Source organism: Gimibacter soli (assembly GCF_028463845.1).
GTDB lineage: Bacteria > Pseudomonadota > Alphaproteobacteria > Sphingomonadales > Kordiimonadaceae > Gimibacter > Gimibacter soli.
The window spans coordinates 3340814-3366467 of record NZ_CP116805.1 but is presented as its reverse complement, the minus strand read 5'-3'; the positions used below and the strand labels follow the sequence as shown (position 1 = coordinate 3366467).

Below are 25654 nucleotides of genomic sequence, written 5' to 3'. Positions count from 1 at the left end.
AAAAGAACAGACACAGAAATGACTACAGCGAGGAACAAACAAATGCGCAACTTCCGGATTCCCCTGATCGTGGGACTGATGCATGCCCTGGTGCCGACCGCCGCAATGGCGCAAAACGGCCCGCCGCCCGCCCTTGTCGAGGTCGCCCCGGCGACCGAGGAACGGATGGCCCCGGTGATCACGGTGCCGGGCACGGTCGTCAGCCTTGGTGACAGTCGCATCGCTGCCGAAATCAGCGGCAAGGTCACCTGGGTGGCGCCTGAAGGCACGCTCGTGAAAAAGGGTGACGAGGTTGCCCGCATCGACGACCGCAACCTGTCGCTCACCCTTGGCCGCAACGAGGCGCAGGTGAAACGGCTGGAAGCCCGCCTTGGCTACCTGAAGCTTGATCTCGCCCGTCTGCACGAACTGGCAACCACCAACCACACGCCGACAAGCCGGGTCGAGGAAGCGACCAGCAACCTTGCGATGGTGGAGCAGGAACTGGCTGAAGCGCGGATCGTGCGCGACCAGACGAAGGTGGACCTTGACCGCACCCGCGTGCGCGCCCCGTTCCCCGGTCGGGTGGTGACGCGCCTTGCCCAGGTTGGCGAATATGCGACCCCGGGTCGCGAGATCGTCCGCCTTGTCGATACCGAACATCTGGAAGTGACGGCGCAGGCGCCTGTCAGCCTGTCGCATGTGCTTGAGGATGGCCTTGCCGTAACGCTGCGGAACGGGGGGCAGCTGGTGGCCACCAGCCTCCGCGCCATCGTGCCGGTGGGCAATACGGCCAGCCGCACGATGGAAGTGCGTGCCGTGGTGCCGGCGGACGCAGGCTTTGTGGTCGGCAGCCCGGTGCAGATTGCCCTGCCATCCAGCACACCCGAACGGGTTGTGGCCGTGCCGCGTGATGCCCTCGTGCTGCGCTCCGACGCAACCTACATCTACCGCATCAACGATGAGAACAAGGCCGAGCAGATCCTTGTGGAAACCGGCGCTGCCGATGGCATGCGTATCGCCCTCAAGGGTGAAGACGTAACCGCCGGCGACCGCATTGTTGTGCGGGGCGGTGAACGCCTGCGCCCGGGCCAGGACGTGCAGGTGAAAGCCGATCTGGCCGAGCTTTACTGACGGAGTAACGAGTAAGCCTTGACGCGATCAGCAAAAATGATTGGCGCGGCTGCCCCGTCCCCCCATAATGACGACACGTCCGCCCGCGAGGGCGGCGGCAGGGGGAATGCGAACAGGGCAGCCGCGTCCATGAATAAACTGTTTATCGACCGTGGCCGGACCTTCTGGATTTTCCAGTCGGTCGGCTGGCTTGGCTACGGGATGGTCCGGATGTTCCACGGCATGACCGTGGGCCAGCCGATGGCCGACTATTACAAGCTGATCATTGTTGCCATCGCCATCGGCCTGCTGATGACCAGCGGCATGCGCCGGGTTTACCATCTGGTGCGCGGCCTCTCGCTGCCTGTGGTGCTTGTCACCTCCATCGTCCTTTGCAGCGTTCTGGGGCTTCTGTTCTCGTCGATTGAAACAGCGATTGTGCCGATGCTGATGGATGGCTTCGAGCCGCCCGTGGGCCTTGCCCGCTTCGGCAACGCGATGTTCGAGGCAACGGCCCTGTTCGCCTGGACGGCCATCTATTTCGGCTATCACTATTACACCGGCTTTCAGGAACAGCAGGAACAGGCGCTGAAGGCGACCGCGATGGCGCACCAGGCGCAGCTGAAAATGCTGCGCTACCAGCTCAATCCGCACTTCCTGTTCAATACGCTGAATGCCATCTCCACGATGGTGCTGGAAAACGCCCGCGACGACGCCAACAAGATGGTGACGAAGCTTTCGGCTTTCCTTCGCTACACGCTCGTCAACCAGCCGACCCAGAAAGTGACGCTGGAGCAGGAGCTTTATGCCCTTGGCCTCTATCTCGATATCGAGAAGGTGCGGTTCGAGGACCGGCTGAAAATCGAATATGATATCGACGAGCGCGCCAAGCCGATGCTGATCCCCAGCCTGATCCTGCAGCCGCTTATCGAAAACGCCATCAAATATGGCATCGCGCCATCGATGGATGGCGGCACCATTTCGGTGAAGGCCCGCACGATGGTGGATGGCCGCCGGCTGGTGATCGAGCTTTCGGACACCGGCCCCGGCATTCAGGATATCGAGCATATCAAAAGCCAGTCGGGATCGGGCGTGGGCATCGCCAACACGCGCGAGCGGCTGGCGCAGATTTATCCCGGTGACCATGTCTTCCGGATCACCAACCTGCTCCCTCAGGGCCTATCGATCACCATCGATGTCCCGTCGGAGCGCGAAGCTCCCGCCATGGCGCGCAGTTACTAGGAGAGACCATCCATGAGCGCGAAAATCCGCACCCTGCTTGTTGACGACGAACCGCTCGCCGTGCGCGGCCTGAAGATCAGGCTGGACCCTTACGAGGATATCGAGATCGTGGGTTCCGCCGCCAACGGGCGCGACGCCGTGAAGCAGATCAAGGAACTGAAGCCTGATCTCGTGTTCCTCGATATCCAGATGCCGGGCTTCGATGGCTTTGCGGTGATGCGGTCGCTGATCGGCGAAACCGAGATGCCCATCGTCATCTTCGTCACCGCGTTCGACCAGTATGCGCTCGAAGCCTTCAAGGCCCATGCCCTTGACTACCTGATGAAACCGGTGGAGGAAGAACGCCTCGCCGAAGCCATCGTCCGCGTGCGCGAAGCCATGGCCCAGCGGCTGGCGGTGGAGCAGACCGCGAAGCTGATGGAGCTTCTGGATAATATGGACAACCCGCCGAAGGAGGCACTGACCGCCATCCTCGAGGCGCCGGTTGAAACCCGCGACGACCGCTTCGATCCGCACCTTCGGATCAAGGACCGCGGCCATATCACCATCGTGCCGGTTTCCGAGGTCGACTATATCGATGCCGCGGGCGACTATATGTGCATCCATGTGGGCGAAAAGACCCATATCCTGCGCGAGAAGATGAAACAGATGGAACGCCGGCTGGACCCCAAAATCTTCCAGCGCATCCACCGCTCCACCATCGTGAACCTTGAACGCGTGAAAGAAGTCCGCCCGCATTCAAACGGCGAATGCTTCCTGACGCTGCTGAGTGGCAAGGAACTGAAGGTCAGCCGCAGCTACAAGGACGTGCTGGGGCGGTTTCTTTAACCCTCCGTTCGCCCTGAGGAGCCCGAAGGGCGTCTCGAAGGGCGTGCCACCTTCCCGGTCTTCGAGACGAGGCTCCGCCTCTCCTCAGACCGAACGGTGCTTGTATGCCGCCGTCATGCCGGGCCCGACCCGGCATCCAGCGGCGTTTGAAACTAGCATGGACCCCGGATCAGGTCCGGGGTGACGATAGAGTTGAAAATCAAATGCCCTTCACCCATCGCCTTGCTACCTCTGCCGATATCCCGCGCCTCACCGAAATCATGGAGGCATCGATCAGCGGCCTTTTGCCGGGCTTCCTGAGTGCGGAGCAGGTGACGGCCTCGCGCGCGCTGATGGGGCTTGATACCCAGCTGATCGAAGATGGCACCTATGTGGTGGTGCTGGATGGTGATGTGATCGTCGGCTGCGGGGGCTGGTCGCGCCGGGCGACGCTCTATGGCGGCAATCATACGGCGGGCCGTGACGCAGCACTGTTGGACCCCGCCAGGGACCGCGCCCGCATCCGCGCGATGTACACCGACCCCGCCCACGCCCGGCGCGGTATCGGTCGGCTGGTGATCGAGCTTTGCGAAGCTGCCGCCCGCGCCGAGGGCTTCACGCGCTACACCCTGATGGCGACGATGGCGGGCGTGCCCCTTTATGAAGCCTGCGGCTACACGCCGGTGCGCGAAGAGACCGTGATGGTCGGCGTCGTCGGCGTGCCGCTGGTTGAAATGGCGAAGGACGCCTCAGATCACCAATAGTTGGTGTGAGGATCAGGGGCGCCAAAATCGAATGCTTGATGCGCTTCGATCTCCATGCAGTTGCCGGAAAGATTCACGCCCATGTCCTGCGGAGCGTTTACTGGATCGTCGCGCTTTGCCATTGCGGCCGGGGTCGGATTGCTGTCGCTAGCAGCTTCGACGCCGACTGCCTCGACAGTTGAGGTACTATAATGGCCGGTCGTGCCGCCATCGGCGCCCACTGCCACATAATATGTCCCACTTTCAGGTGCGTAAAACGTGACCTGTGCCAGATTCGCCGAATCGAGTATCTCGGCCCCGTCAACAGCGGTGCCTGCAGAATTGTAGACACCGACAATTTTGGGGTCGATGGTATAGCCGAAGAATGTTTCCGGGCTCATGCTGAAGGTATAGCTGGTGTCGGCGCTAAGCGAGATCGCCAGCCAGTCCACATCCCCTGGGGATTGGATGCCAGCGGCAAAATAGCTTTCGCCGTAGCTGTCCCAATGCATCTGTCCCGCACCGGACCGGCTGGCTGAATATAGATCAACCGTGGCTGACTCCCCCGCAGACAGCGTGACTCTGTATTCGCCCATCTTGCCGCCTGTGGCTCTAATGGACAGGAAAAAGTCGCCGGACAGCTTGGTGGCCATCGTTACGTAATGAAAACTGTCGTTCGTAGGACCCGAAATTCCGCGCAAGCCACCGGTTGTGTCTATAAGTCCGGGGTGAATGCCGATGTAGTCTGGATAGTCGAGTGTCTGTGGCAGGAAAGACAGATTTTGAAAGGTAAGGGTATAGAATCGGGCAGCCTCAAACGAGATGTTGATCCAGTCCTGATCAACGGCGGAATCCAGATAGCTGGTCAACGAGCCGCCAACGGCCAATGTCACGGTGGAACTTGTGTCGCCGGGGATATCGGCATCCGGTTCAGGTTCGGGTTCCGGAGGTGGTTCGAACGTGACCGCGATATCGTCGAGGTCGGCGACGGTGACTGCTTCAATGAACAGGCTGTTGCCGCCGCCAAGGTCGATCAGGGTGCCCGCCTTGCCGCCCTGCGTGGTGTTGCTGGAAGCCGAGATCAGGTCGTCAATGCTGGTGAAGTCCGCACCACTCTCGGCAAGGGCCAGTGTATCCGCGGCGATGTCGAAATCAGCGATTGTGTCGTCACCGCCGTTTGCCACGAAAATGAAGGTGTCGGCCCCGAGCCCGCCCGTCACTGTATCGTTGCCGGGCCCGCTCTGGATTGTGTCGTCGCCGTCGCCGCCCGCGATGACATCATCTCCGGTGCCGCCATACAGAAAATCCGCCCCGTCGCCGCCATCAAGGACATCGTCCATGTCGCCGCCATACAGTGTGTCGTTGCCGTCACCGCCCAGCACCGTATCGGTCCCGTTTGAGGCAAAGACCCGATCGTCGCCGCCGCCTGCTTCGATAAGGTCATTGCCGCCGTTCGCGCCAGCGCCGCCATAAAGGGTGTCGGCACCGACATTGCCGATCAGTGTATCGTTGCCCTGGCCGCCGCCAATCACATCGCCGGCCGAGCCGGCCTCAATATAGTCGTTGCCGTTACCGGCCCAGATGGCATTCGCCTGATCGCGGTCCGGCTTGCCGGGGAGCTTGCCGTAGATTTTATCGTCGCCCGCCCCGCCGTAAAGAGTGTCGCCCCCTGTACCGCCGTAGAGCATGTCGTCGCCAGCCCCGCCGGCCAGCACATCGTTGCCGCTTTCGCCGTAAAGTGTATCGCGGCCGGTATCGCCGTTGCCTGCCCATGCGACATCGTTACCCTTGCCGAGATAGACAAGATCGTTGCCCTTGCCGCCGAGCGTCAGGTCGTCGCCGTCGCCGCCCCTGAGTGTGTCGTTACCGTCACCGCCCCGGAGTGTATCGTCGCCGCCAAACCCCTCAATGATGTCTCCGTCAGGGCCTCCGACGAGGACTTCAGGCAGCGTCGTGCCGACGATTGTAAGCAGCGCCTTGACTGGCGGGCTCGGCTCGGAAGAATGGGCGGAGAGGGGGCCTGAAAGGGGGGCATCGGGCATGACTGGGCTCTTTCTGGTTCATCTTGCGGCCGGTTTTGAACAATAAGCCCGATCATCGTTGAGGTTGCGTTAAATAATTCCTAAAAGTTGCATTCATTCGTGGCTGTTCAAGGCTTGGACCTGTAGGGGTGCCATTGCATGCAGCTGCGAGGCTTGGCCAGCTCCAGAAATCCGCACCGGGCTTGCTGAATGGGAACTCATAGAATGAACCAGACACTGGAGATCACTGGAGATGTATTTCACACCGGCTGTCAGTTCAGTGCCGATCCGATCCTCTTCATCGGGGCCTCAATATCCCTGCCGCTGGTTGAAATGACAAAAGGCTGATCAGGGTCAAGGAAGCATCGCCCGAAAGATGGTAGGGGAAAGCATCTGCCAGATAGCGGGAGGTGCGATCATGGGCTGGCTTTCAAAACATCTACGGCGCATGGGCGCGGCGGGCGCCATCATGGCAACGGTTCCGGGTGCGGCCATGGCCTCATCGGTGGTCTACACCTTCACCGGCACGGCTGACTTTCAGGGCAATGCGGCGCTGGCCGCTGCCTTCGGTTATGGCATTGCCGACCCCGCAACCTTCTCCGCCCGTTTGTGGACCGACGACAGTCTCGTGCGGGCCGACGCTTTCTTCAAGAGCGAGCATGACGATACGGACTATGCGGCCCGGCAGGCCCGCTATTCCTATGGTTATTTCAAGTGGGAACTGGGCAACCGGAGCTGGGAATACGGTCCCGGCACTGATGCCATTGGCGATCTCATCTGGATTTTCGATGGCATCAGCGACGGCACCGACAATATCTACGATTTCATGCGGGCACAGGGCGCGACGGATCTGTTGCTTGCGGGCCTTACCATCACCCTCGCGCAGGTCAATGCCTACAGCCTCGACGAGACACTGATATCCGGCAACGACATGATCCTTTTCGACCAGTGGTCGCTGCTCGCCGCCAGCTCGGTGGAAGGCAGCATGATCCGGACCGACCTTGGCGACGTCGATCTCTATAACGTCAGCATGGTCAAAGCTGCAGGCCCCGTGCCGGAGCCTGCGACATGGCTGATGATGATCATGGGTTTCGGCCTTGCGGGCTTTGCGGCGAGGCAGTTCCCCAAACACGCCGGAACTTGAACGCTCTGGCAAGGATGCCCGGAAATCAGATCGGCTCGACACTCAGGACATAGCCACCGGTTGAGGCGTCGGCGGCGCCTACGGCGATGTAATAGATGTCGGAATCCCATGCGAGGAAGTTGATCCGGGCATCAAGGCCGGGGCCGCTGTCGTCATCCTCGAAGTCACCCAGAGACGAGCCTTCCCAGTCGTAGATGCCGTAGATATAGGCGTCATCCACACCTAGCCAGCCGGCCAGATCAAACTGGTATGTCACGCCGCCTCGCAGGCTCACGGCTATCCAGTCCACGTCGCCGGGCGTTTCAATGTCACCGAAGAACGAGCCGAAGGTGGGGGCAGTAGCGCCAGTTGTCCAGTCATCCGGGATTTCGGGAGCAGGGCCCGTTTCCTCAGCGGAAAGGATATAGGTGCCAATGCTGTCGGCAGGGTAGCTGTTCACAATGATCGCATATTCGCCGGGCGAATAGGCATAGAAGGAAACCTTGGAATCGTTGCCATCTGCGCCCGGTTCTATCCGCACCGGAAGAGAGAAGCCGTTATTGTCATAGACCCCTCTGACTTCTGGATATTCAAGCGTGCCGGCACCGGAAGACAGGCCTTTCATCTCGATGGTGATTTCCACCCCGCCGAAACTGTCCACAGCAAGGATGATCCAGTCCTGATCACCAGAATAGTCGATCTGGCTATAGTATTCCTCACCAATCTCAAGGGTCGCGGATGAGCCCCAGTTGCTCGGAATTTCCGGCAAATCGGGGTCCAGTTGGCCCTCGCCCGGGTCGACGGGCGCGCCTGTCAGTTCCTCGATCGTGAGACCCGACAGGAAAAGCTGGCGTCCGTTATCAAGGTCGAACATTACGCCGTCGGCGGTATCCACCGTCGTGTTGTAACCGGAATCAAGGAATTCCTCGAAATCGACCCCTCCGCCGTGGCTGTTGAGGATCGTGATGCTGTCGTCGTCGGCATAATAGTCGCTTATCCAGACAAATTCGGAGTCGTAGGCGACGAAGAATTGGTCGCGGCCGCCCTCGCCGATCAGATAGTCATAGCCTTTGCCGGCATACAGTGTGTCGTTCCCCGAGCCGCCGTAAACGGTATCGTCGCCGCTGCCGGCATAGAGAAGGTCGTTGCCACTGCCGCCGTCAATATAGTCGTCGCCAACCGCACCATAGATGGAATCGTTGCCGCCGTTGCCCAGCAGATAGTCGTCATTGCGGGCGCCGTTCCCGGCTTGCGGGCCGCCATAGATGGCATCATTGCCGTTGCCGCCCTTGACCGTATCGTCGCCCTCGCCGGTTGCCAGCGTGTCGCCACCGTGCCCGGCCTGTAAATAGTCATCGCCGTAGCCAGCCCAGATGGCGTTCGAGGCATCAGTATTGTTGTAGGCCACGCCGTCCCGTGCTGTGCCGGAGCCGAACAGCATGTCGTCGCCATAGCTGCCGTAAAGGGTATCTGCCCCCGCACCACCGACCAGCGTGTCATTCCCGTAGCGGCCGCCAAGAATATCGTCACCAGCCTGCCCGGAGACCTCGTCGTCGCCCGTGTCCGCAGCGCCAGCCCAGACGGTATCGTTGCCGTCGCCCGCCAGCACATTGTCGTTGCCGTCGCCTGCGAAGATCAGGTCATTGCCTTCATGAGCACGCAGGGAATCATGCCCGCCGCCGCCAATGATCGTGTCGTTGCCCGCCATGCCGGAGAGTGAATCGTCGCCAGCACCGCCCTGCAGCACGTCCGCACCGCTGGTGCCGGTCAGCATTATGCCCTGAACGGTCGCAGCAGCCTTCACCGGGGCCGTGCTCTCCAGCGACAGATCGAGAGATGACGGAAGTATAGCTTCCGCCCGCAGGATACGATTGACCACAAGACCCCCAAGGAATTGCAAAAATTAAAGAATCATTAACGACTATTTTAATGCAATCAAAAGGTGTGATTGTCCAGTGACATCTTGGGGTAGTAACGGACTTTAAAGCGTCGGGATATGTTCCATCAGGCGGGGGCCGATGCGGACGGGTTCGATGCGTTTGGCAAGGCCCGTGCGGTCGTCGGTTTCAACGAAGGTGCCGCAGATTGTGGCCGGGCCCTCGGCCGGGCTGTAGCGTTCCTTGTTCATCTTGGTGAGGAAGCGGCTGATCGGCTCGTCCTTCTGCATGCCGATCACGCTGTTATAGTCGCCGCACATGCCTGCGTCCGTCTGGTAGGCAGTGCCGCCATCGAGGATCTGGCAATCGGCGGTCGGGATATGGCTGTGGGTGCCAACCACGAGGCTGACCCGACCATCCAGATAATGGCCCATCGCCATCTTCTCGGAGGTGGCCTCGCCGTGGAAATCCACAAGGATCGCATGCACGGTGACGCCCAGCCGGTGGTTTTTCAGCACGGCGTCAATCGCGCGGAAGGGGCAATCCATCGGGTTCATGAAGGTGCGGGCCATGGCGTTGATCACCATCACCTTCTTGCCACGCGGCGCTTCATAGATGTACCAGCCACGCCCCGGTGTGCCGTCAGGATAATTGATCGGGCGAAGGATGCGCGGGTCGGCATCGATCGCGCTCATGATGTCGCGCTGGTCGAAGGTATGGTTGCCGCCCGAGACGACGTCGGCGCCTGCCTGGATCACGCTGTTGGCGATCTTGTCGGTGAGCCCGAAGCCCGCGGCTGCGTTCTCGCCGTTCACCACGACGAAATCGAGTTTGAGTTTCTGGCGGAGGTCAGGCAGTGCGGACACAGCCGCGTCACGGCCGCTCCGTCCCATCAGGTCTCCGAGAAACAACAGTCGCATGGGCGGGCCTTTCCTTTTCGTCAGGTCTTGTTGTGGCGTTGGGGCACATAGATGCCCGTTTCGGTGATGATGCCATGGAGCGGCATGTCATGCACCTCTCGCGGGATATAGTTCACGAACTGGCCGGCATAGGCAAAGCCGAATGCGGATGCACCGGGCATTGCCGCCAGTGTGCGGTCATAATAGCCGCCGCCTTGCCCCAGCCGGTAACAATCGGCGTCGTATGAGAGAAGCGGCACAATGAGCGTGGAGGGCGTCACCACGGGCGCATCGCCGCCCGGCATCATGATGCCATAGGGGCCTTCAACCAGCGGGTCGCCTTCGCCGAAGCGGCGGAAGGTGAGGGGCTCGTCGTCACCCTGCACCACGGGAAGCGCGATTTCAAACCCGGCACGTTCCAGCGCCATCATCAGGAGGCGCGGGTCCAGCTCGTCGCCCTTCGGCCAGTAGCCGGCAATCACGCTGCCCTTGGGGCGCGCCATCAGGAACTTCAGGCCGTGGTCGACAATCGCTTCAGCAGCGGCATAGCCATACATTTTGGCAAGCCCGGCGCGGATGCGGCGCGCCTCGGCGCGAAGGGCCGTCTTGTCTGCGTTTTCCATTGGCCGGTCCTCGGGTGGTGGGGCCGAAAGAAGAGGAAGGGTGCGGGACCGCCTCTGCCGTCTGACGTTTGTATCCTCCGGAACCTGCAATGCAGGTGGGCGCCGTATGTGCCGGACCACGGTCCGGCTCAGGGACAGCTCCCTGGAAGAACTTATAGCCCCGGGGAATTACTGCATATCGCGCGCACAGCGCAGTACCCGCGCGGCTTATTTAAGCTTTCTCGAGCCTTTCTGCAATGCCTTCCACTTCTGCCGCCACTTCATTGAGGACGGAAGCGAAGTCATCGGCGCTGAAAGTGCCGACGATGCCGGGTGTGCCGCCCGATTCGAGCGCATCCTGCAATTCATCGGCAATCATCAGCGAAACCATGAGAAGAAGCCGCGCCTCGCTGACATGGCCAAGGCGCACCGTCAGGTCGCGGGCCTTGCTGTCCACATAGGAGGCGAGGTCATGCAGGCGGCTTTCCTCGCCGTCGGCGCAGGCGAGGGGATAGAGCTTGCCGTTGATGTTCACATTGATCTGGGCCATCTCACACCTCTGCCATCAGGCCTTCAAGCTCGGCAATCGCGGCATCGAGGCTTGCTTTCATTTCGTCGCGTTCTTCGGTCAGGCGGTTGAGCGCCGAGCGCAGCGTGCGGTTCTCGACCATCAGGTCGCTATTGTCCTCGATCTCGCTGCCGGCCGCATCATACTGGTCCTGCAACTGCGCATACTGGCGCTTCAGGAGCGCGTAATTCTTTTCAATCGCCGCTTTTTCTTCGGCCACCAGCCGCAGTTCCTCGGCGAGTTCGTCGCCGCCGCCTTGCGGGGCCAGCGCCATCGATGCGATCTGTTCGTGCAGCTTCAGGTTTTCCGTCTCGAGCCGGGTGACACGGCGGGACATTTCGTCCTTTTCCTCGACGATCTCGGACGCCATGGAGATGGCTTCACGCTGGCTCGCCACACCCTGGGCGAGGCGCGACAAGGCCCCCTCGAGTCGCGCGCGGGCACGTTCCAATTCGTCCGGTCGGTGGTTTGCGGCCATGACAGTATCTTTCCTTTTGCCCGCCCTTGAGGGTTGCGAGGATAGGGCTTTCCTTGGACGAAGGTCAATCGGGCAGGTGGAAGTGCGTGCCAAGCGGCAGAATTCGGCGCATCGCGGCCCTTCTTCGGTTGACTCAGAGAGGCTTCCTCGCCATTTTGCCGCCATTCGGCGCCGGGGCGGCAGACGAGAGCACCCCGCGGTGCCCGCTTGTCTCATTCTTCACAGAAAGAAGCCGCTTAAAAATGAACGCCCCGATCGAGCAGTACGACGACCAGATCCACAAGAACATGGCCAATGCCATCCGCGCCCTTTCGATGGACGCGGTGCAGAAGGCCAATTCCGGCCACCCCGGCATGCCGATGGGCATGGCCGATGTCGCCACCGTACTGTTCTCGAAGTTCCTGCGCTTCGATCCCAAATGGCCGACCTGGCCGGGCCGCGACCGTTTCGTCCTGTCGGCCGGTCACGGTTCGATGCTCATCTATTCGCTTCTGCACCTGACGGGCTACGAACACCCGACGATGGAAGACATCAAGAACTTCCGCCAGCTGCACAGCCCGACCGCCGGCCACCCCGAATTCGGCGAGTGCCCGGGCGTTGAAACCACCACCGGTCCTCTTGGTCAGGGTCTTGCCACTTCGGTCGGCATGGCGATTGCGGAACGCCTTGCCAACACCGAATTCGGCGGCGACCTCTTCGATTACCATACCTATGTGATCGCCGGTGACGGCTGCCTGATGGAAGGCGTTTCGCAGGAAGCCATCTCGCTCGCCGGCCACCTGAAGCTCGGCAAGATGGTTGTTCTGTGGGACGACAACTCGATCTCGATCGACGGCAAGACCGACCTCTCGACCAGCGAAGACATGCACATGCGCTTCGAAGCTGCCGGTTGGCACGTTCAGTCGGTAGACGGCCATGACGAGGAAGCCATCGAAACCGCAATCGAGCTCGCCCGTGAAGACGAGCGCCCCTCGCTCATCGCCTGCCGCACGGTGATCGGCTTCGGCGCCCCGAACAAGCAGGGCACCTCGGCAACCCACGGCTCGCCCCTTGGTGCTGACGAAATCGCCGCCGCACGTGTTGAGCTCGGCTGGCCGCATGAGCCCTTCGTGATCCCTGAAGATGTGCTGACGAACTGGCGCAAGGTCGGCACCGCCGGTGCCAAGCTCACTGCTTCGTGGAAAAAGAAATTCGATGGCCTTGATGCCGCCAAGAAAGCCGATCTGGAGCGCCGCCTGAACAAGGACCTGCCGGCCGGTTTCGATAAAGCTATCGACGACTATAAAGCCAAGCTCGCGGCTGAACCCCAGAAGGTTGCGACCCGCAAGGCCAGCCAGATGGCGCTTGAAGTGATCAACGGCGTGCTGCCTGAAACCATCGGCGGCTCGGCTGACCTCACCGGTTCGAACCTCACGCTCACCAAAGGCATGGGCGCGATCACCGCTGACGATTTCTCTGGTCGCTATATGTATTACGGTATCCGCGAGTTCGAAATGTGCGCTGCGATGAACGGTATCGCGCTCTCGAACATGCATATCCCCTATGGCGGCACGTTCCTCGTGTTCACCGACTATGCCCGTCCGGCGATCCGTCTGGCGGCGCTGATGAAGCAACGTGCCATCTATGTGATGACCCACGACAGCATCGGCCTTGGTGAAGACGGCCCGACCCACCAGCCGATCGAGCATCTGGCCTCGCTCCGCGCCATGCCGAACCTTTATGTGTTCCGTCCGGCTGATGTGGTCGAAACGGCTGAATGCTGGGCGCTGGCGCTGAAAGCCAAGGAAACGCCGAGCGTCCTGTCGCTGACCCGCCAGAACCTGCCGCAGCTGCGCGCTGAATTCACGGCTGAAAACCTCTGCGCCAAGGGCGGCTACATTCTGCGCGAGGCCACCGGCGGCAAGCCGAAGGTTGTGCTGATCGGTACCGGTTCGGAAGTCGAGATCGCCGCAAAAGCCCGCGATATCCTCGAAGCCGAAGGCATTGCCACCCGTCTCGTTTCCATGCCGTCGACCGAGCTTTTCGATGTGCAGGACGCCGCCTACAAGGCAAGCGTGCTGCCGGCGGATGCCCTGAAGGCATCGATCGAAGCCGCTTCGACCTTCGGCTGGCAGCGTTACACCGGCCTTGACGGCGTGAATATCGGGATCGACAGCTTCGGCGCGTCGGCCCCGGCAGAACAGCTTTACGATCATTTCGGCGTGACTGCCGAAGCGCTTGTTGCGGCTGTCAAAAACAAGCTCTAATAAAAAACAGCAATTCTGGTCCCCAGACCACGATCTAACCCGGAGGAATACCCATGACGGTTCGTGTTTCCATTAACGGCTTTGGCCGCATCGGCCGGAACGTGCTGCGCGCTATCTATGAAAGCGGCCGCACGGACATCAAGGTTGTTGCCATCAACGACCTCGGCGATGTCGAGATGAATGCCTATCTCCTGCGTCGCGACAGCGTCCACGGCCCGTTCCGTGGCGAAGTTGTCGTGGACGGCGACTGCATCGTCGTGAATGGTGACCGTATCCGCGTGACCGCCGAGCGCAACCCGGCTGACCTGCCGTGGGGCAAGGAAGGCGTTGATATCGCCATGGAATGCACCGGTATCTTCACGAAGGCCGAAAAAGCCCGCCTGCACCTCGATGCAGGCGCCAAGAAGGTGCTGATCTCGGCGCCCGGCACGGGTGAAGACCGCACCGTTGTTTACGGCGTGAACCATCACCTCCTCACCAAAGACGACATCATCGTCTCGAACGCGTCCTGCACCACCAACTGCCTGGCACCCGTTGCCAAGGTGCTCAACGACCTCGTGGGTATCGAGCGTGGCTACATGACCACCGTTCACGCCTACACGGGTGACCAGCCGGTGCTGGATACGCTCCACAGCGACCCGCGCCGCGCGCGTGCGGCTGCCCTGTCGATGATCCCGACCTCGACCGGTGCCGCGAAAGCCGTGGGCCTCGTGCTGCCGGAGCTGAAGGGCAAGCTCGACGGTTCGGCCGTTCGCGTACCGACCCCGAACGTGTCGATGATCGACCTGAAGTTCGATGCCGGCCGCGAGACCTCTGCTGAAGAGATCAACGCAGCCATCAAGGCAGCTTCGAACGGTGCGCTCAAAGGCGTTCTCGGCTACGAAGACACCCCGGCTGTTTCGATCGACTTCAACCACTGCGCCAACAGCTCGACCTTCGACGCCAGCCAGACGAAAGTCATCGACGGCAAGTTCGTGCGTGTCCTTTCGTGGTACGATAACGAATGGGGCTTCTCGAACCGCATGTCGGATACGGCAGTGGCGATGGCCAAGCTCGGCTGAGGCTGAGACAGAATACCGGAGGGCGGCCTTGTGCCGCCCTTTGTTTTACAGGACCGGAGACCTCCCATGACCTTCAAGACCCTTGATGACCTCCCCGACATGACCGGCAAGGTTGCCGTTGTCCGCGTCGATCTGAACGTGCCGATGCAGGATGGCGCCGTCAGCGACTTCACGCGCCTTGAGGCCGTGAAGCCCACCGTGGACGCGATTGCCGCCAAGGGTGGTCGCTCGGTGCTGCTTGCGCACTTCGACCGGCCGAAGGGCAAGGTCGTGCCCGAGATGTCGCTTCGTCAGGTGATCCCGGCGCTCGCCAAAACGCTTGGCCGTTCGGTCGGCTTCATCGATCTTGGCGACACGCTTCCCGCCGACGAGGTCGTGGTTCTGGAAAATACCCGTTTCCATCCGGGCGAGGAAAAGAACGACGGCGAGCTCGCCGCCAAATTTGCTGCCTACGGCGATATCTATGTGAATGATGCCTTCTCGGCCGCGCACCGCGCGCATGCCTCCACCGAAGCCATCGCCCGCCTCATGCCCGCCTATGCCGGCGCCACGATGGGCGGCGAGCTGAAGGCGCTGGAAGCTGCCCTCGGTGCGCCGAAGCGCCCGGTTGTGGCTGTGGTTGGCGGTGCCAAGGTTTCTTCGAAACTCGCGGTCCTTGAAAACCTCGTCGCCAAGGTCGATCACCTGATCATCGGCGGCGGCATGGCCAACACCTTCCTCTATGCGCAGGGCATCGACACCGGCAAAAGCCTTTGCGAGAAAGACCTTGCCGACACCGCCAAGGCGATCCTTGCGAAAGCTGCCGAGGCCGGCTGCAAGATCCACCTGCCGACCGATGTTGTGGTCGCAAAGGAATTCAAGGCCCATGCCGACAACCGCGTGTGCGCAGCAGGTGATGTAGCCGCCGACGAAATGATCCTCGACGCTGGCCCGGCAACGGTCGCAGAACTCGCCGATGTGCTGAAGGCATCGAAAACGCTCGTCTGGAACGGCCCTCTCGGCGCGTTCGAGATGGCCCCGTTTGACGCCGCTACCGTGGCACTTGCCAAGGCGGCAGGCGACCTGACCGTGAAGGGCAGCCTCCTGACCGTTGCGGGCGGCGGCGACACGGTTGCCGCACTTGCGCACGCGGGCGTCAAAGACCAGTTCACCCATATCTCCACGGCGGGCGGCGCCTTCCTTGAATGGATGGAAGGCCGCGAGCTGCCGGGTGTGGCGGCCCTCGGCTAAAGGCTTCACGCGCCGCAACAGGCATGTAACATTCGGGCTGGCATCATGGGTGCCGGCCCGATGTCTTTTCCGGGGTAGTGGCAAAGGGGGAACGCCGATGAAACTGCACCACAGCCTGATAATGCTCAGCCTCGGCCTTGCCGCCTGCGCGGACGAAGCCCCAGTGAGCCCGCGCCTGAATGAAATCCAGCTTGTGGGCACCCACAACAGCTACAAGGCGCAGATCGACCCAATGCTGTTCGCCCGCATGACGATGCAGGACCCGGCCGGCGCCGAAACCCTTGATTACTGGCATGCCCCCTTGGCCGAGCAGCTGGGCGCAGGCATGCGCAATCTTGAACTGGACGTGGCGTGGGACCCCGAAGGTGGCCTTTATGCCAACCCGCTGGGCTACCAGATGCTGCAGGCGGAAGGCGCCACGGGCCTGTTGCCGCACGATAGGGCGGGGCTTGATGTGCCGGGCTTCAAGACGCTGCATATCCAGGATGTGGATTTCCGCAGCCACTGCGCCACGTTTGAAGCCTGCCTTGCGGACCTCGCCGAATGGTCCGCCGCCCATCCGCGCCATGTGCCGGTGATCGTGACGATGAACCTGAAAAGCGGCCCGTCCCCCATCGAGGGCGGCCCCGCGGCCCCGAAGCCCGATCTGGCGGCACTGAAAGTGCTGGATGAAACCCTTGTCAGCACGCTCGGGGCCAGCCGCCTGTTCACCCCCGATGACCTGCGCGGTGATGCGCCGAGCATCGCCAAGGTGCTGGATGTGAAAGGCTGGCCAACCGTCGATGCCCTCCGCGGCAAATTCATCTTCGTGATTGATGAACGCGACGCGGACCTCCGCCGCGATTATGCAGCGGGCGACCATATCGGCCTCCGTGGCCGGGCCATGTTCATGACGCTGCCCATGGACGACCCCGCCGCCGCGATCACCGTGCTGAATGACCCGGTGAAGGACGCCGACGCCATCGCCGAAGCGCTGGAGCGCGGCATGATCGTCCGCACCCGCGCTGACGCTGACACGATGGAAGCCCGCACCGGCAACACCAGCCGCCGCGACGCAGCGTTCGCAAGCGGCGCCCAGATCGTGACGACCGACTATTACAAGCCCGACACCCGCTTCGGCACCGGATACGCCGTGCAACTGCCCGGTGGCAGCACCGCCCGCTGCAACCCGGTGACAGCGCCGAATGACTGTGTTTCACCTGCGGAATGAGGCCCCTAATACCAATGATACCAATTGTTTTTGGTGGCTTAGTCAGTTGCGCGGGGAACCGCCTTTGTGTATGAAGGGCGCACTCAATACCAATCGACCCACCTTTTCATAAATAATTCAGGGGGCCCCCAATGAAAGTCTCGAAAACCGTCAAGGCGATCCTCGCCCAGTACGAGTCCGATAATCCGGGCACGAAGGCGAACCTCGCCCGCATGCTCTCCACCGGCAAGCTCGCCGGCACCGGCAAGATGGTCATCCTGCCCGTTGACCAGGGCTTTGAACACGGCCCCGCGCGCTCCTTTGCGCCGAACCCGGCCGCTTACGACCCGCACTATCACTTCCAGCTGGCAATCGACGCTGGCCTCAACGCCTATGCCTCGACCCTCGGCATGCTGGAAGCTGGCGCCGACACTTTCGCGGGGCAAATCCCGACGATCCTGAAAATGAACAGCTCCAACAGCTGGGCCACCACCAAGGACCAGTCGGTCACCGCAAGCGTGGATGACGCCATCCGCCTTGGCTGCGCGGCTGTGGGCTTCACCATCTATCCGTGCTCGGATCAGGCGCTTGATCTGTTTGAAGAGTTCACCATGATCGCCGAGGAAGCCAAGGCCAAGGGTCTGGCCGTGGTGCTGTGGTCCTACCCGCGCGGCGGCGAGCTTTCTAAAGCTGGCGAAACCGCGATGGACGTTTGCGCCTATTCGGCCCACCTTGCCGCCTCGCTCGGCGCGCATGTGATCAAGGTGAAACTGCCGTCCGAACATCTGGAACAGCCCGAAGCCCGCAAGGCTTACGAAGCCGGCAAGATCGATATCTCGACGCAGGCTAAGCGCGTGGCGCATGTGATGCAGTCGTCCTTCAATGGCCGTCGTCTCGTTGTCTTCTCGGGCGGCGCCACCAAGGGCACCGACAGCGTCTATCAGGATGCCCGCGACATCTATGCCGGTGGCGGCAGCGGCTTCATCATCGGCCGCAACACCTTCCAGCGTCCGCGCGAGGAAGCGATTGCCATGCTTTCCAATATTATCGACATCTTCAAGGGCAAGGCCTAATAGTAGGCCAAACCCGGATGCGGATCAGGCCCTGCACCTTCGGGTGCGGGGCCTTTTCATTTTCAGAGACGAGACCAAGCCATGAGCGACGATACCTTCCTGCCCCCTTGCCAGCTTTACCTGATCACGCCGCCCGCGATCCCTGATCTTGAAGCCTTCGGGAAAGATCTGGAAGCGGCCCTGAGCGCCGGCCCCGTCGCCTGCGTGCAGCTGCGCCTGAAGGATGTGGACGATGCCACGATCCTCGATGCCGCCGCGCACCTGATGCCGATCTGCCATGACCATGAGGTTGCCTTCCTGATCAATGACCGCGCTGATCTGGCGCTGGCGGCGGACGCTGACGGCGTGCATCTGGGGCAGGGCGACGGCACCGTGGAAAGTGCCCGCAAGATGCTGGGGATGGACCGCGAGATTGGGGTCACCTGCCACGATAGCATGCATCTGGCTTATGAGGCTGGTGATGCCGGCGCCAACTATGTGGCCTTCGGCGCCTTTTTCGATACGGATACGAAACAGACCGAGCACCGCGCCGATCTGGAGCTGCTGACCACCTGGGACGAAGTAACCGAAATCCCGTGTGTGGCCATCGGCGGCATCAAGCCTGAACACGCCAAAACGCTTTCTGATGCCGGCGCGCATTTCATCGCTGTCTGCTCGGGCGTGTGGGGCCACCCCAAAGGCCCGGCGGCTGCCGTGAAGGAATATGTCGCGGCACTTGAAGGCTGATCCGATGAAGTCGCTGATAGCTGCCCTTGCCGCATTCCTTGCTGCCACCCCCGTTATCGCGGCGGACGCTGATCTCCTTCTGCGTCATGTCACTATTGTCGATGTGGAAAAGGGTATCCTGGTGGCCGATCAGGCGGTTGCCACAGCGGGGGATACGATCCTTGCGGTGGGGCCGGACGCCGAAATCGTTGCTGAATGGCAGGCTGCCGAGACGGTTGACGGCGAAGGTCGCTACCTGATCCCCGGCCTCTGGGACATGCATGTGCATTTCGGTGGCGGGCCGGACCTGATTGCCGAGAACAAGGCGCTGCTGCCGCTTTATGTGGCGCACGGCATCACCACCATCCGCGATGCTTCGGGCGATCTGCCTTATGACGTGCTGGCGTGGCGGCAGGAGGTTGCCGAGGGCAAGCTTTTCGGCCCGACGCTTCTGTCCTCCGGCCCCAAGATCGAGGGCCTGAAGCCCCTGTGGAAAGGCACGATCGAGACTGGATCGGAAGCCGATGTCGATGCAGCGATCACCAAGCTCAAGGGTTTGAACGTCGATTTCGTGAAAATCACCGACAGCACCCTGAAGCCCGACCTGTTCCTTTATGCCGTGGGTGCGGCGCGGAAAGCCGGGCTCAATGCCTCGGGCCACATCCCGATGGCACTGACGGTGGGGCAGGCGGTGGACGCGGGTATCAGCTCCATCGAGCATCTGGACTATGCCTTCAAGGCAGGTGTGAAGGATGAAGCCGCGATTGCCGCCGACTATGCGGCAGGCAAGATCGACCGGGCCGCTGCAACCCGCCGGCTCGATGCCGGGTTCGACCGCGACACCGCGATGAAGGCCTATCGCCATTTTGCCGAGGTGGGCCTGTTTGTCAGCCCCACGCTGAATGGTGGCCGTATCCTTGATTATCTGGATCAGGATGATCATGCAGGCGACCCCTTCCTCGCCTATATCGGGCCGAAGCTTCGGGCGACATACCAGTGGCGGGTTGACCGCGCCGCGAAGGCGACGCCCGAAGAGATCGCCTTCCGTCATGCCCATCACGAGCATGTGGCGGCTGTGATGCCGCTCCTTGCCGAAGCGGGCGTCAAAATCCTCGCGGGCACCGATGCGGGCTTCCTGAATTCCTTCATCTACCCCGGCCCCGGCCTTCATGACGAGATCGCCTATTATGTGGAAAAGGGCCTGACCCCCGCTGTCGCGCTGGCATCGGCCACTCGCACCGGGCCTGAATGGTTTGGCAAGCTGGATCGCTTTGGCTCCATCAAGGCAGGCAAGGCAGCGGATCTGGTGATCCTTGACCGCAACCCGCTGGCCGATATCCGCGCCACACGAGCCGTCCGTGCCGTGATCCTGCGCGGCAAGCTTCATGACCGCGCGGCACTTGACCGGATGCTTGAAGAGACGAAGGCGAAGGTCGAGGCGTTTGCCTATTGAGGCGAGGCAGCTCTGTTTGTTGCTACCGTGGATTGCGTAAATATATACGAGCAAGCATTAAGCTGTGTTACGGTGTAGCTGTGCACATCGGAGGCAAGCAATATGACATCACGTATCTGGACGATGCTTGTTTTTATTTTGGCTTTGGCATGGCCCGCGACAGCTGCAACCACCATTGATTTTTATGGGGACGCAGTCGACTGCTTTGACATGAACGAAGAGGACTGCGGTTACTATATCGACTGGGGCCATTCCTATGAAGAGGCAGGGTATAAATTCTATACCCTTGCCGGTCATATTGATGTCCACAGGAATCCGAGCAACCTGACCGCTCATGTTGAGCCTCTGGACTATCCGGTCTTCCGGATGAAAGTTGAAAGGACAGATGGCGCCCTTTTCAATTTTCTGAGCCTCAATATTTCCTTCTTGGGGGGGGGCGATGTCGGATTCAAGAGGTGGACCGGCAGCAACGGTTCCGTATTCGAAATGACGGAGGCCGGTACTTTTGACTTGCCAGAAGGGTTTGAGCGCCTTTCATGGCTGACACTGGAACTGGCGCCCGCAGTTTCATTCGGCCACGGCATGAATATTGATTATATGGTTCTCGGGACACTTCCTGAGCCCAGCACCTGGCTGATGATGGTGTTGGGATTTGGCCTCGCCGCCGCGGCCGCGAGGCGCCGGATGGGCGCCGCGACCGCTTGAGCGTCAGTTCAGCCCCTTGATCGCCTCGAAGATCGCTTCGATCTGCGGGCGGTCGCGGTAGGCTTTTTCATGCAGCTTGGCGCGGATGTTGCCCGATTTGTCGGTGATGGCGATCAGCGGATGGGGCACGCCGTAGGCATAATGGCCGGGGCGGAATTCGTCGTTCAGGATGCCCATCTCGTTGATGATCCTGGAGCCTTCATCGGACAGCAGCGGGTAATTCACCTGCCATTTCTTGGTGAAGGTGGCGAGATTGTCTTCGGTGTCGTAGCTGACGCCGACGATATTATAGCCCATGTCTGATGCCATGGTTTCGGCATGCAGGTTGAGGTCAATCAGCTGCAGCTGGCAGTAGGGGCACCATTTGGCCGACCGGAAGAAGACGACAACTGCGCCTTTCTCGCCCACAAGATCGGCAAAGGCGCGCGGCTTGCCGTTCTGGTCCGGCGCCTTGATGAGCGCGGCGATATTGGTGCCGACGGCGGGCCCGAGGTCTTCCGGCGCATCGGCGCGCGCGGGCAGGGTAACGATCATCAGAAGAAAATAGAGGGCGGTAAAAAGGCGCATGTCAGTCTCCCCTTGAACATACCGGCTGCTTTATAGAAAGCGACGGGACCCAAGTCCCGTCACGTTTCCTTGACGATGATGTTACCGGCTTCAGATGCGGTTGCCGAGGGCGTTGTCGAGGCTGAAGCGGCCGCCGCCTTTCACGGCGTAGCCAAGTGCGAGGATTGCCCAGAGAACCGGATATTCCCAGCCGCCCGACGTCCAGAAGAAGCCGGCGCCGAGGTGGAAGGTGCTGGCAACAGCAAGCATCACGAGGACTGCGATGGCAGCAGGCCGGGTGAAGAGGCCGAGGGCGAGAAGCAGCCCGCCGAAGAATTCGACCGAACCGGCGCCGAGGGCCGCAAGGTAACCGTTCGAGAAGCCCATCTGGGTCTGGAAGAACTGGCCGGTGGCTTCAAGGCCGTAGCCGCCGAACCAGCCGAACAGTTTCTGGGCGCCGTGGGGCATCAGGAAAAGGCCCGTTGCAACGCGGACGAGGGTATCGGCATGGTCGGAAAACTTGCCGACGATGGATTCGATCGAGGGAACCGGCAGGGTGGCGCCGAAGATTTGTGCTTTGGTGGTCATTGTTGGTCTCCGTATCTGTCTTGTTTACCGGCTGGCCCTGTTGCCGCGCCGTGTTGTTCAACTGATCCGGAATATGACGTTGGGCACGTTGGAAGCATAGACATACAAATGTATAGTCTGTGTTGCTAAATATCGAACACCACGACAATGGCGTTCGCCAATCCCCCATTGCCCCCCATCCTAAAATCTGATACATGCGGCGCCGACCCGGCCCCGGCGCGCCATCTGGATTGTGCCACAATCGGGCCGAACGTTCTTTGGCTTTATTAGACCTTGTGAGGAAGTCCCCATGAAGATCGACGGCAACTCGATCCGTATCGGCAACGTGCTCGAGCATAACGGCGGCCTGTGGCGCGTCACCAAAACCCAACACACGATGCCCGGCAAAGGCGGCGCTTTCATGCAGGTCGAGATGAAGAACCTGCGCGACGGCACCAAGCTCAACGAGCGCTTCCGTTCTGCTGACAAGGTCGAGCGCGTCACCCTTGAGCAGCGTGACTATCAGTTCCTGTATGCCGAAGGTGAAAAGTTCATTTTCATGAACCAGGAAACCTACGACCAGATCGAACTGACCGCCGACGATATCGGCGAGGCGTCGGTCTTCCTGCAGGACAATATGATCGCCGTGATCGAATTCTTCGAAGAAACCCCGCTTGGCGTTTCGCTGCCGGAGAAGGTCGTTCTGGAAGTCACCGAAACCGAGCCCGTCGTGAAGGGCCAGACCGCCGCTTCGAGCTACAAGCCGGCGATCATGGACAACGGCATCCGCGTCATGGTGCCCCCGTTCATCAATATCGGTGACCGCATCGTCGTGCTGACCGAGACGCACGAATATTCGACCCGCGCCGAATAATATCCGTTTCAGCTGCCCCGGCTGCGGCCGGGGCGGTCTTCGCTCTTTCTAATGTTGTGTCCGAGTTGTGCCCTTAAAGGAGGGATTATCCCATGTCGCGCCGTTCTCCCCTGATGAATGTCATCGTTTCCGCCGTCATGAAAGCGAGCCGTAACCTGCGCCGCGATTTCGGCGAGGTGGAACAGCTGCAGGTCTCCAAAAAGGGCCCCGCGGATTTCGTATCGGCTGCTGACAAGCGCACCGAAAAAGCCCTCTATGAAGAATTGTCGCGCGGTCGCCCCGATTTCGGCTTCCTGATGGAAGAGCATGGCGAAATCCCCGGCAAGCGCGAAGACGTGCGCTTCATCATCGATCCCCTTGATGGCACCACCAACTTCCTGCACGGCCTGCCGCACTTCGCGCTTTCCGTCGCCGTGGAAGAAAAAGGCGAGATCGTCGCCGGTGTTGTCTATAACCCCATCGTTGATGAACTGTTCTGGGCCGAAAAAGGCCAGGGCGCCTACCTGAATGACACGCGCCTGCGCGTTTCGGGCCGCGACAAGATGGAAGCAGCCCTTCTCGCCACCGGCATCCCCTTCAAGGGCAAGGACGGTCACGACACCTTCCAGGCCGAGCTTGCCGAATTCGCCCCGAATGTCGCCGGCATCCGTCGGTTTGGCGCAGCTTCCCTTGATCTTGCCTATGTTGCCGCCGGTCGTTTCGACGGTTACTGGGAAGACAATCTGCAGTCATGGGACATCGCGGCCGGCATCCTGATCGTCAAGGAAGCGGGCGGCTATGTGTCCGATATTACAGGCGGGCAGGACATGCTGAAGTCGGGCTCGGTGATCGCTGCGAACGACCGCCTGCATGCGCCGATGGAACGCGTGATCAAACGCGCCCGCCGCGGTGCTGCCAAGACGGCCTGACCCCGCCCTTCCGTCAACAAATCTGAATGGCTGCCATACACACGTTTGGCAGCCATTTTCATTTGCACACGGGCTTGGGCTCTGTTCCAATCCGCCGCAAACAGCGAGAGGAGACAGCAGATGTCTGAACCCGTAACCATTATCGGCAGCCCGGTTTCACCCTATGTCAGGAAGGCGATGATCGCCCTTGAAGTGAAGGGCGTGCCATACCGGATCGATCCGCAGATCCCGTTCCTGACACCGCCGGAGTTTACCCAGATCAGCCCGCTGCGCCGGGTGCCCGTGTATCTGGACGGTCCGTTCGTACTGAACGATTCGTCTGTCATCTGTGAGTATCTTGAAGAAACCCATGGCGGCACCCCGCTTTACCCCGCCGAACCGCGCTGGCGCGCCAAGGCCCGCTGGTTTGAGGAATATGCCGACGACCATCTCGGCCGGAATGTTGTGTTCGGCCTCTTCTTCCAGAAAGTGATCCGCCCCTTCGTGCTGAAGGAAGAAGGCGACAAGGAAATGATCCGCAAGGCAGAGGAGGAAACCCTGCCGGCTGCGCTTGATTATCTTGAAGGCGTGCTCCCGGAGGTCGGCTTCCTGTTCGGTGACCGGCCGATGATGGCGGATTTTGCCATGTCGACGATGCTTCTGAACGCGCGCTATGCCGGGTTTGAGGTTGATGCCGCCCGCTGGCCGACGGTCGCCGGTTGGCGCGACCGCTGCTTCAAGGCCGAGCCGCTGGCCCGCCTGCATGCGCTTTCCGACACGCTTATGACCACCCGCCGCAATGATATGCAGGGTGTGATCGACGCCTATCTCGCCGAGCGTCAGTCGGCGGCCTGAAAGCTCAGTCGAGGATTTCGGGTGGCACGAGCGGCCTGAGGGCCGCGTCCAGCCGGTCAATCAGGGCGGCGTCCACGGCTTTCGAGCACATCATGCGGCGCTTGCCGCCCGGCGGAATATCCGGGTAACTCTGCGCCGCAACATGTGTGGTGGGCAGTTCAGCCGCCGCAAGCCCTGCGGCCAGATCAAGCTCGGAGGCGACCATCAGGTCAAACCGGCCCTGATCGAGCATCCGGTACATGTTGGCATCGTTATTGACGAGCTTAACGAGGGTGAAGCCACGCCCCTGCAGCCGGAAGATATCGTCCAGAAACGGCCCGTAGGACACATTGTCGATCACGCCGATCCTGACCGGCGTGTCGAAATGGATATCCCGCATCAGGCTGAAGCGGGATAGAAGATCGCGGTGTTCGGCGCGTGCTACCAGCACATGCGGGGCATCCTGCCAGATGGGAATGCTGAAGCGGGCGTAGGGCTGGCGGTCTGGGGTTTTGAACCAGCTGATGCTGCAGATAGGGTCCGTCTGACGGACCAAAGCCAGCGCGCGTTGGGTTGGCATCACCACAAAGCGTGCCTCGATTTCTGCCGCCACAAGCGCCTTTTTCAGCACATCGGTCAGCAATCCAGTCGGGGTGCCGTGCTCGTCCGTATAGTGATAGGGCTTCCGTTCAGGGTAGGCGATGGTCAGGGGATCGGCAGCCTGAAGGGGGAACGCAAAGCATCCCGCCGCGAGTGCCCAATTGCAAAGCCACCTCATTGCCGGAAAACCCCATTCCAGCGACCCCCAGCGCAAGCATAAAGTGGACCGGGG

Annotated in this window: 26 protein-coding genes and 1 other RNA gene; 17 read left to right on the top strand and 10 right to left on the bottom strand. The window is 61.0% G+C overall.

The window, feature by feature from the left end; genetic code table 11:
- Nucleotides 1-42: 42 nt before the first annotated feature.
- The 4 genes from PH603_RS15545 (at nucleotide 43) to PH603_RS15530 (ending at nucleotide 3905) form a co-directional block, all read left to right on the top strand.
- Complete coding sequence (locus PH603_RS15545) at nucleotides 43-1113, top strand: efflux RND transporter periplasmic adaptor subunit (RefSeq protein ID WP_289503672.1); 1071 nt, start codon at nucleotides 43-45, stop codon at nucleotides 1111-1113.
- A gap of 129 nt (nucleotides 1114-1242) precedes the next feature.
- Entirely contained in the window at nucleotides 1243-2334 is a 1092-nt protein-coding gene (locus PH603_RS15540) for a sensor histidine kinase (RefSeq protein WP_289503671.1), read from the top strand.
- Between the two features lie 12 nt (nucleotides 2335-2346).
- Nucleotides 2347-3162 carry a LytR/AlgR family response regulator transcription factor gene (locus PH603_RS15535; protein ID WP_289503670.1) on the top strand — a complete coding sequence of 272 codons (816 nt, stop codon included), beginning with the start codon at nucleotides 2347-2349 and terminating at the stop codon, nucleotides 3160-3162.
- 203 nt (nucleotides 3163-3365) lie between these two features.
- Nucleotides 3366-3905, top strand: a complete 540-nt coding sequence (locus tag PH603_RS15530) for a GNAT family N-acetyltransferase (RefSeq protein WP_289503669.1) — start codon at nucleotides 3366-3368, stop codon at nucleotides 3903-3905.
- On the opposite strand, the gene PH603_RS15525 is transcribed toward PH603_RS15530, so the two are convergent.
- Complete coding sequence (locus tag PH603_RS15525; protein WP_289503668.1) at nucleotides 3896-5926, bottom strand: calcium-binding protein; 2031 nt, start codon at nucleotides 5924-5926, stop codon at nucleotides 3896-3898. The genes PH603_RS15530 and PH603_RS15525 overlap by 10 nt on opposite strands.
- Before the next feature lie 204 nt (nucleotides 5927-6130).
- Between PH603_RS15525 and PH603_RS15520 the strand changes: the two genes are divergently transcribed.
- The gene (locus PH603_RS15520) at nucleotides 6131-6253 is read left to right on the top strand and encodes a hypothetical protein (protein ID WP_289503667.1); all 123 of its coding nucleotides are present in this window, start codon (nucleotides 6131-6133) and stop codon (nucleotides 6251-6253) included.
- A 70-nt stretch (nucleotides 6254-6323) separates the two neighbouring features.
- Complete coding sequence (locus tag PH603_RS15515; protein WP_289503666.1) at nucleotides 6324-7049, top strand: PEPxxWA-CTERM sorting domain-containing protein; 726 nt, start codon at nucleotides 6324-6326, stop codon at nucleotides 7047-7049.
- 25 nt (nucleotides 7050-7074) lie between these two features.
- Here PH603_RS15515 and PH603_RS15510 read toward each other — a convergent pair whose 3' ends face one another.
- The 6 genes from PH603_RS15510 to PH603_RS15485 form a co-directional block, all read right to left on the bottom strand.
- A complete protein-coding gene (locus PH603_RS15510; protein ID WP_289503665.1) occupies nucleotides 7075-8907 on the bottom strand; it encodes a calcium-binding protein in 1833 nt (610 codons plus the stop codon).
- A gap of 102 nt (nucleotides 8908-9009) precedes the next feature.
- Nucleotides 9010-9825 carry a TIGR00282 family metallophosphoesterase gene (locus PH603_RS15505; RefSeq protein WP_289503664.1) on the bottom strand — a complete coding sequence of 272 codons (816 nt, stop codon included), beginning with the start codon at nucleotides 9823-9825 and terminating at the stop codon, nucleotides 9010-9012.
- 20 nt (nucleotides 9826-9845) lie between these two features.
- Nucleotides 9846-10427: a 5-formyltetrahydrofolate cyclo-ligase gene (locus tag PH603_RS15500; protein ID WP_289503663.1), complete on the bottom strand. Its 582-nt coding sequence runs from the start codon at nucleotides 10425-10427 to the stop codon at nucleotides 9846-9848.
- A gap of 41 nt (nucleotides 10428-10468) precedes the next feature.
- A non-coding RNA gene (ssrS, locus tag PH603_RS15495) (6S RNA) lies at nucleotides 10469-10628 on the bottom strand.
- 10 nt (nucleotides 10629-10638) lie between these two features.
- Entirely contained in the window at nucleotides 10639-10956 is a 318-nt protein-coding gene (gene zapA / locus PH603_RS15490; RefSeq protein ID WP_289503662.1) for a cell division protein ZapA, read from the bottom strand.
- A 1-nt stretch (nucleotide 10957) separates the two neighbouring features.
- Nucleotides 10958-11452, bottom strand: coding sequence for a hypothetical protein (locus PH603_RS15485; RefSeq protein WP_289503661.1), 495 nt, complete (start codon nucleotides 11450-11452; stop codon nucleotides 10958-10960).
- A 242-nt stretch (nucleotides 11453-11694) separates the two neighbouring features.
- On the opposite strand from PH603_RS15485, the gene tkt reads away from it, so the two are divergent.
- From tkt to PH603_RS15445, 8 genes are all read left to right on the top strand, one after another.
- On the top strand, nucleotides 11695-13698 hold the full coding sequence (gene tkt, locus PH603_RS15480; protein ID WP_289503660.1) for a transketolase: 2004 nt from the start codon (nucleotides 11695-11697) through the stop codon (nucleotides 13696-13698).
- A gap of 53 nt (nucleotides 13699-13751) precedes the next feature.
- On the top strand, nucleotides 13752-14759 hold the full coding sequence (gene gap, locus PH603_RS15475; RefSeq protein ID WP_289503659.1) for a type I glyceraldehyde-3-phosphate dehydrogenase: 1008 nt from the start codon (nucleotides 13752-13754) through the stop codon (nucleotides 14757-14759).
- Nucleotides 14760-14825: 66 nt separating this feature from the next.
- Nucleotides 14826-15989: a phosphoglycerate kinase gene (locus tag PH603_RS15470; protein WP_289503658.1), complete on the top strand. Its 1164-nt coding sequence runs from the start codon at nucleotides 14826-14828 to the stop codon at nucleotides 15987-15989.
- Between the two features lie 97 nt (nucleotides 15990-16086).
- Nucleotides 16087-17199 carry a Ca2+-dependent phosphoinositide-specific phospholipase C gene (locus PH603_RS15465; protein ID WP_289503657.1) on the top strand — a complete coding sequence of 371 codons (1113 nt, stop codon included), beginning with the start codon at nucleotides 16087-16089 and terminating at the stop codon, nucleotides 17197-17199.
- A gap of 131 nt (nucleotides 17200-17330) precedes the next feature.
- Entirely contained in the window at nucleotides 17331-18251 is a 921-nt protein-coding gene (locus PH603_RS15460) for a class I fructose-bisphosphate aldolase (protein WP_289503656.1), read from the top strand.
- Between the two features lie 81 nt (nucleotides 18252-18332).
- Nucleotides 18333-18977 carry a thiamine phosphate synthase gene (gene thiE, locus PH603_RS15455; RefSeq protein ID WP_289503655.1) on the top strand — a complete coding sequence of 215 codons (645 nt, stop codon included), beginning with the start codon at nucleotides 18333-18335 and terminating at the stop codon, nucleotides 18975-18977.
- Nucleotides 18978-18981: 4 nt separating this feature from the next.
- A complete protein-coding gene (locus PH603_RS15450) occupies nucleotides 18982-20409 on the top strand; it encodes an amidohydrolase family protein (protein ID WP_289503654.1) in 1428 nt (475 codons plus the stop codon).
- Nucleotides 20410-20511: 102 nt separating this feature from the next.
- The gene (locus tag PH603_RS15445) at nucleotides 20512-21114 is read left to right on the top strand and encodes a PEPxxWA-CTERM sorting domain-containing protein (RefSeq protein WP_289503653.1); all 603 of its coding nucleotides are present in this window, start codon (nucleotides 20512-20514) and stop codon (nucleotides 21112-21114) included.
- Nucleotides 21115-21117: 3 nt separating this feature from the next.
- Here PH603_RS15445 and PH603_RS15440 read toward each other — a convergent pair whose 3' ends face one another.
- Nucleotides 21118-21681 (bottom strand): peroxiredoxin family protein, encoded by a 564-nt coding sequence (locus PH603_RS15440; protein WP_289503652.1) that lies wholly within the window; start codon nucleotides 21679-21681, stop codon nucleotides 21118-21120.
- Between the two features lie 90 nt (nucleotides 21682-21771).
- Nucleotides 21772-22248 (bottom strand): DoxX family protein, encoded by a 477-nt coding sequence (locus PH603_RS15435; protein ID WP_289503651.1) that lies wholly within the window; start codon nucleotides 22246-22248, stop codon nucleotides 21772-21774.
- 289 nt (nucleotides 22249-22537) lie between these two features.
- Between PH603_RS15435 and efp the strand changes: the two genes are divergently transcribed.
- From efp to PH603_RS15420, 3 genes are all read left to right on the top strand, one after another.
- Nucleotides 22538-23101 (top strand): elongation factor P, encoded by a 564-nt coding sequence (efp, locus tag PH603_RS15430; RefSeq protein WP_289503650.1) that lies wholly within the window; start codon nucleotides 22538-22540, stop codon nucleotides 23099-23101.
- Between the two features lie 92 nt (nucleotides 23102-23193).
- Complete coding sequence (locus PH603_RS15425) at nucleotides 23194-24009, top strand: inositol monophosphatase family protein (RefSeq protein WP_289503649.1); 816 nt, start codon at nucleotides 23194-23196, stop codon at nucleotides 24007-24009.
- Nucleotides 24010-24129: 120 nt separating this feature from the next.
- Nucleotides 24130-24843 carry a glutathione S-transferase family protein gene (locus PH603_RS15420; RefSeq protein WP_289503648.1) on the top strand — a complete coding sequence of 238 codons (714 nt, stop codon included), beginning with the start codon at nucleotides 24130-24132 and terminating at the stop codon, nucleotides 24841-24843.
- A 4-nt stretch (nucleotides 24844-24847) separates the two neighbouring features.
- Here PH603_RS15420 and PH603_RS15415 read toward each other — a convergent pair whose 3' ends face one another.
- Entirely contained in the window at nucleotides 24848-25600 is a 753-nt protein-coding gene (locus tag PH603_RS15415) for a substrate-binding periplasmic protein (RefSeq protein WP_289503647.1), read from the bottom strand.
- Nucleotides 25601-25654: the final 54 nt, after the last annotated feature.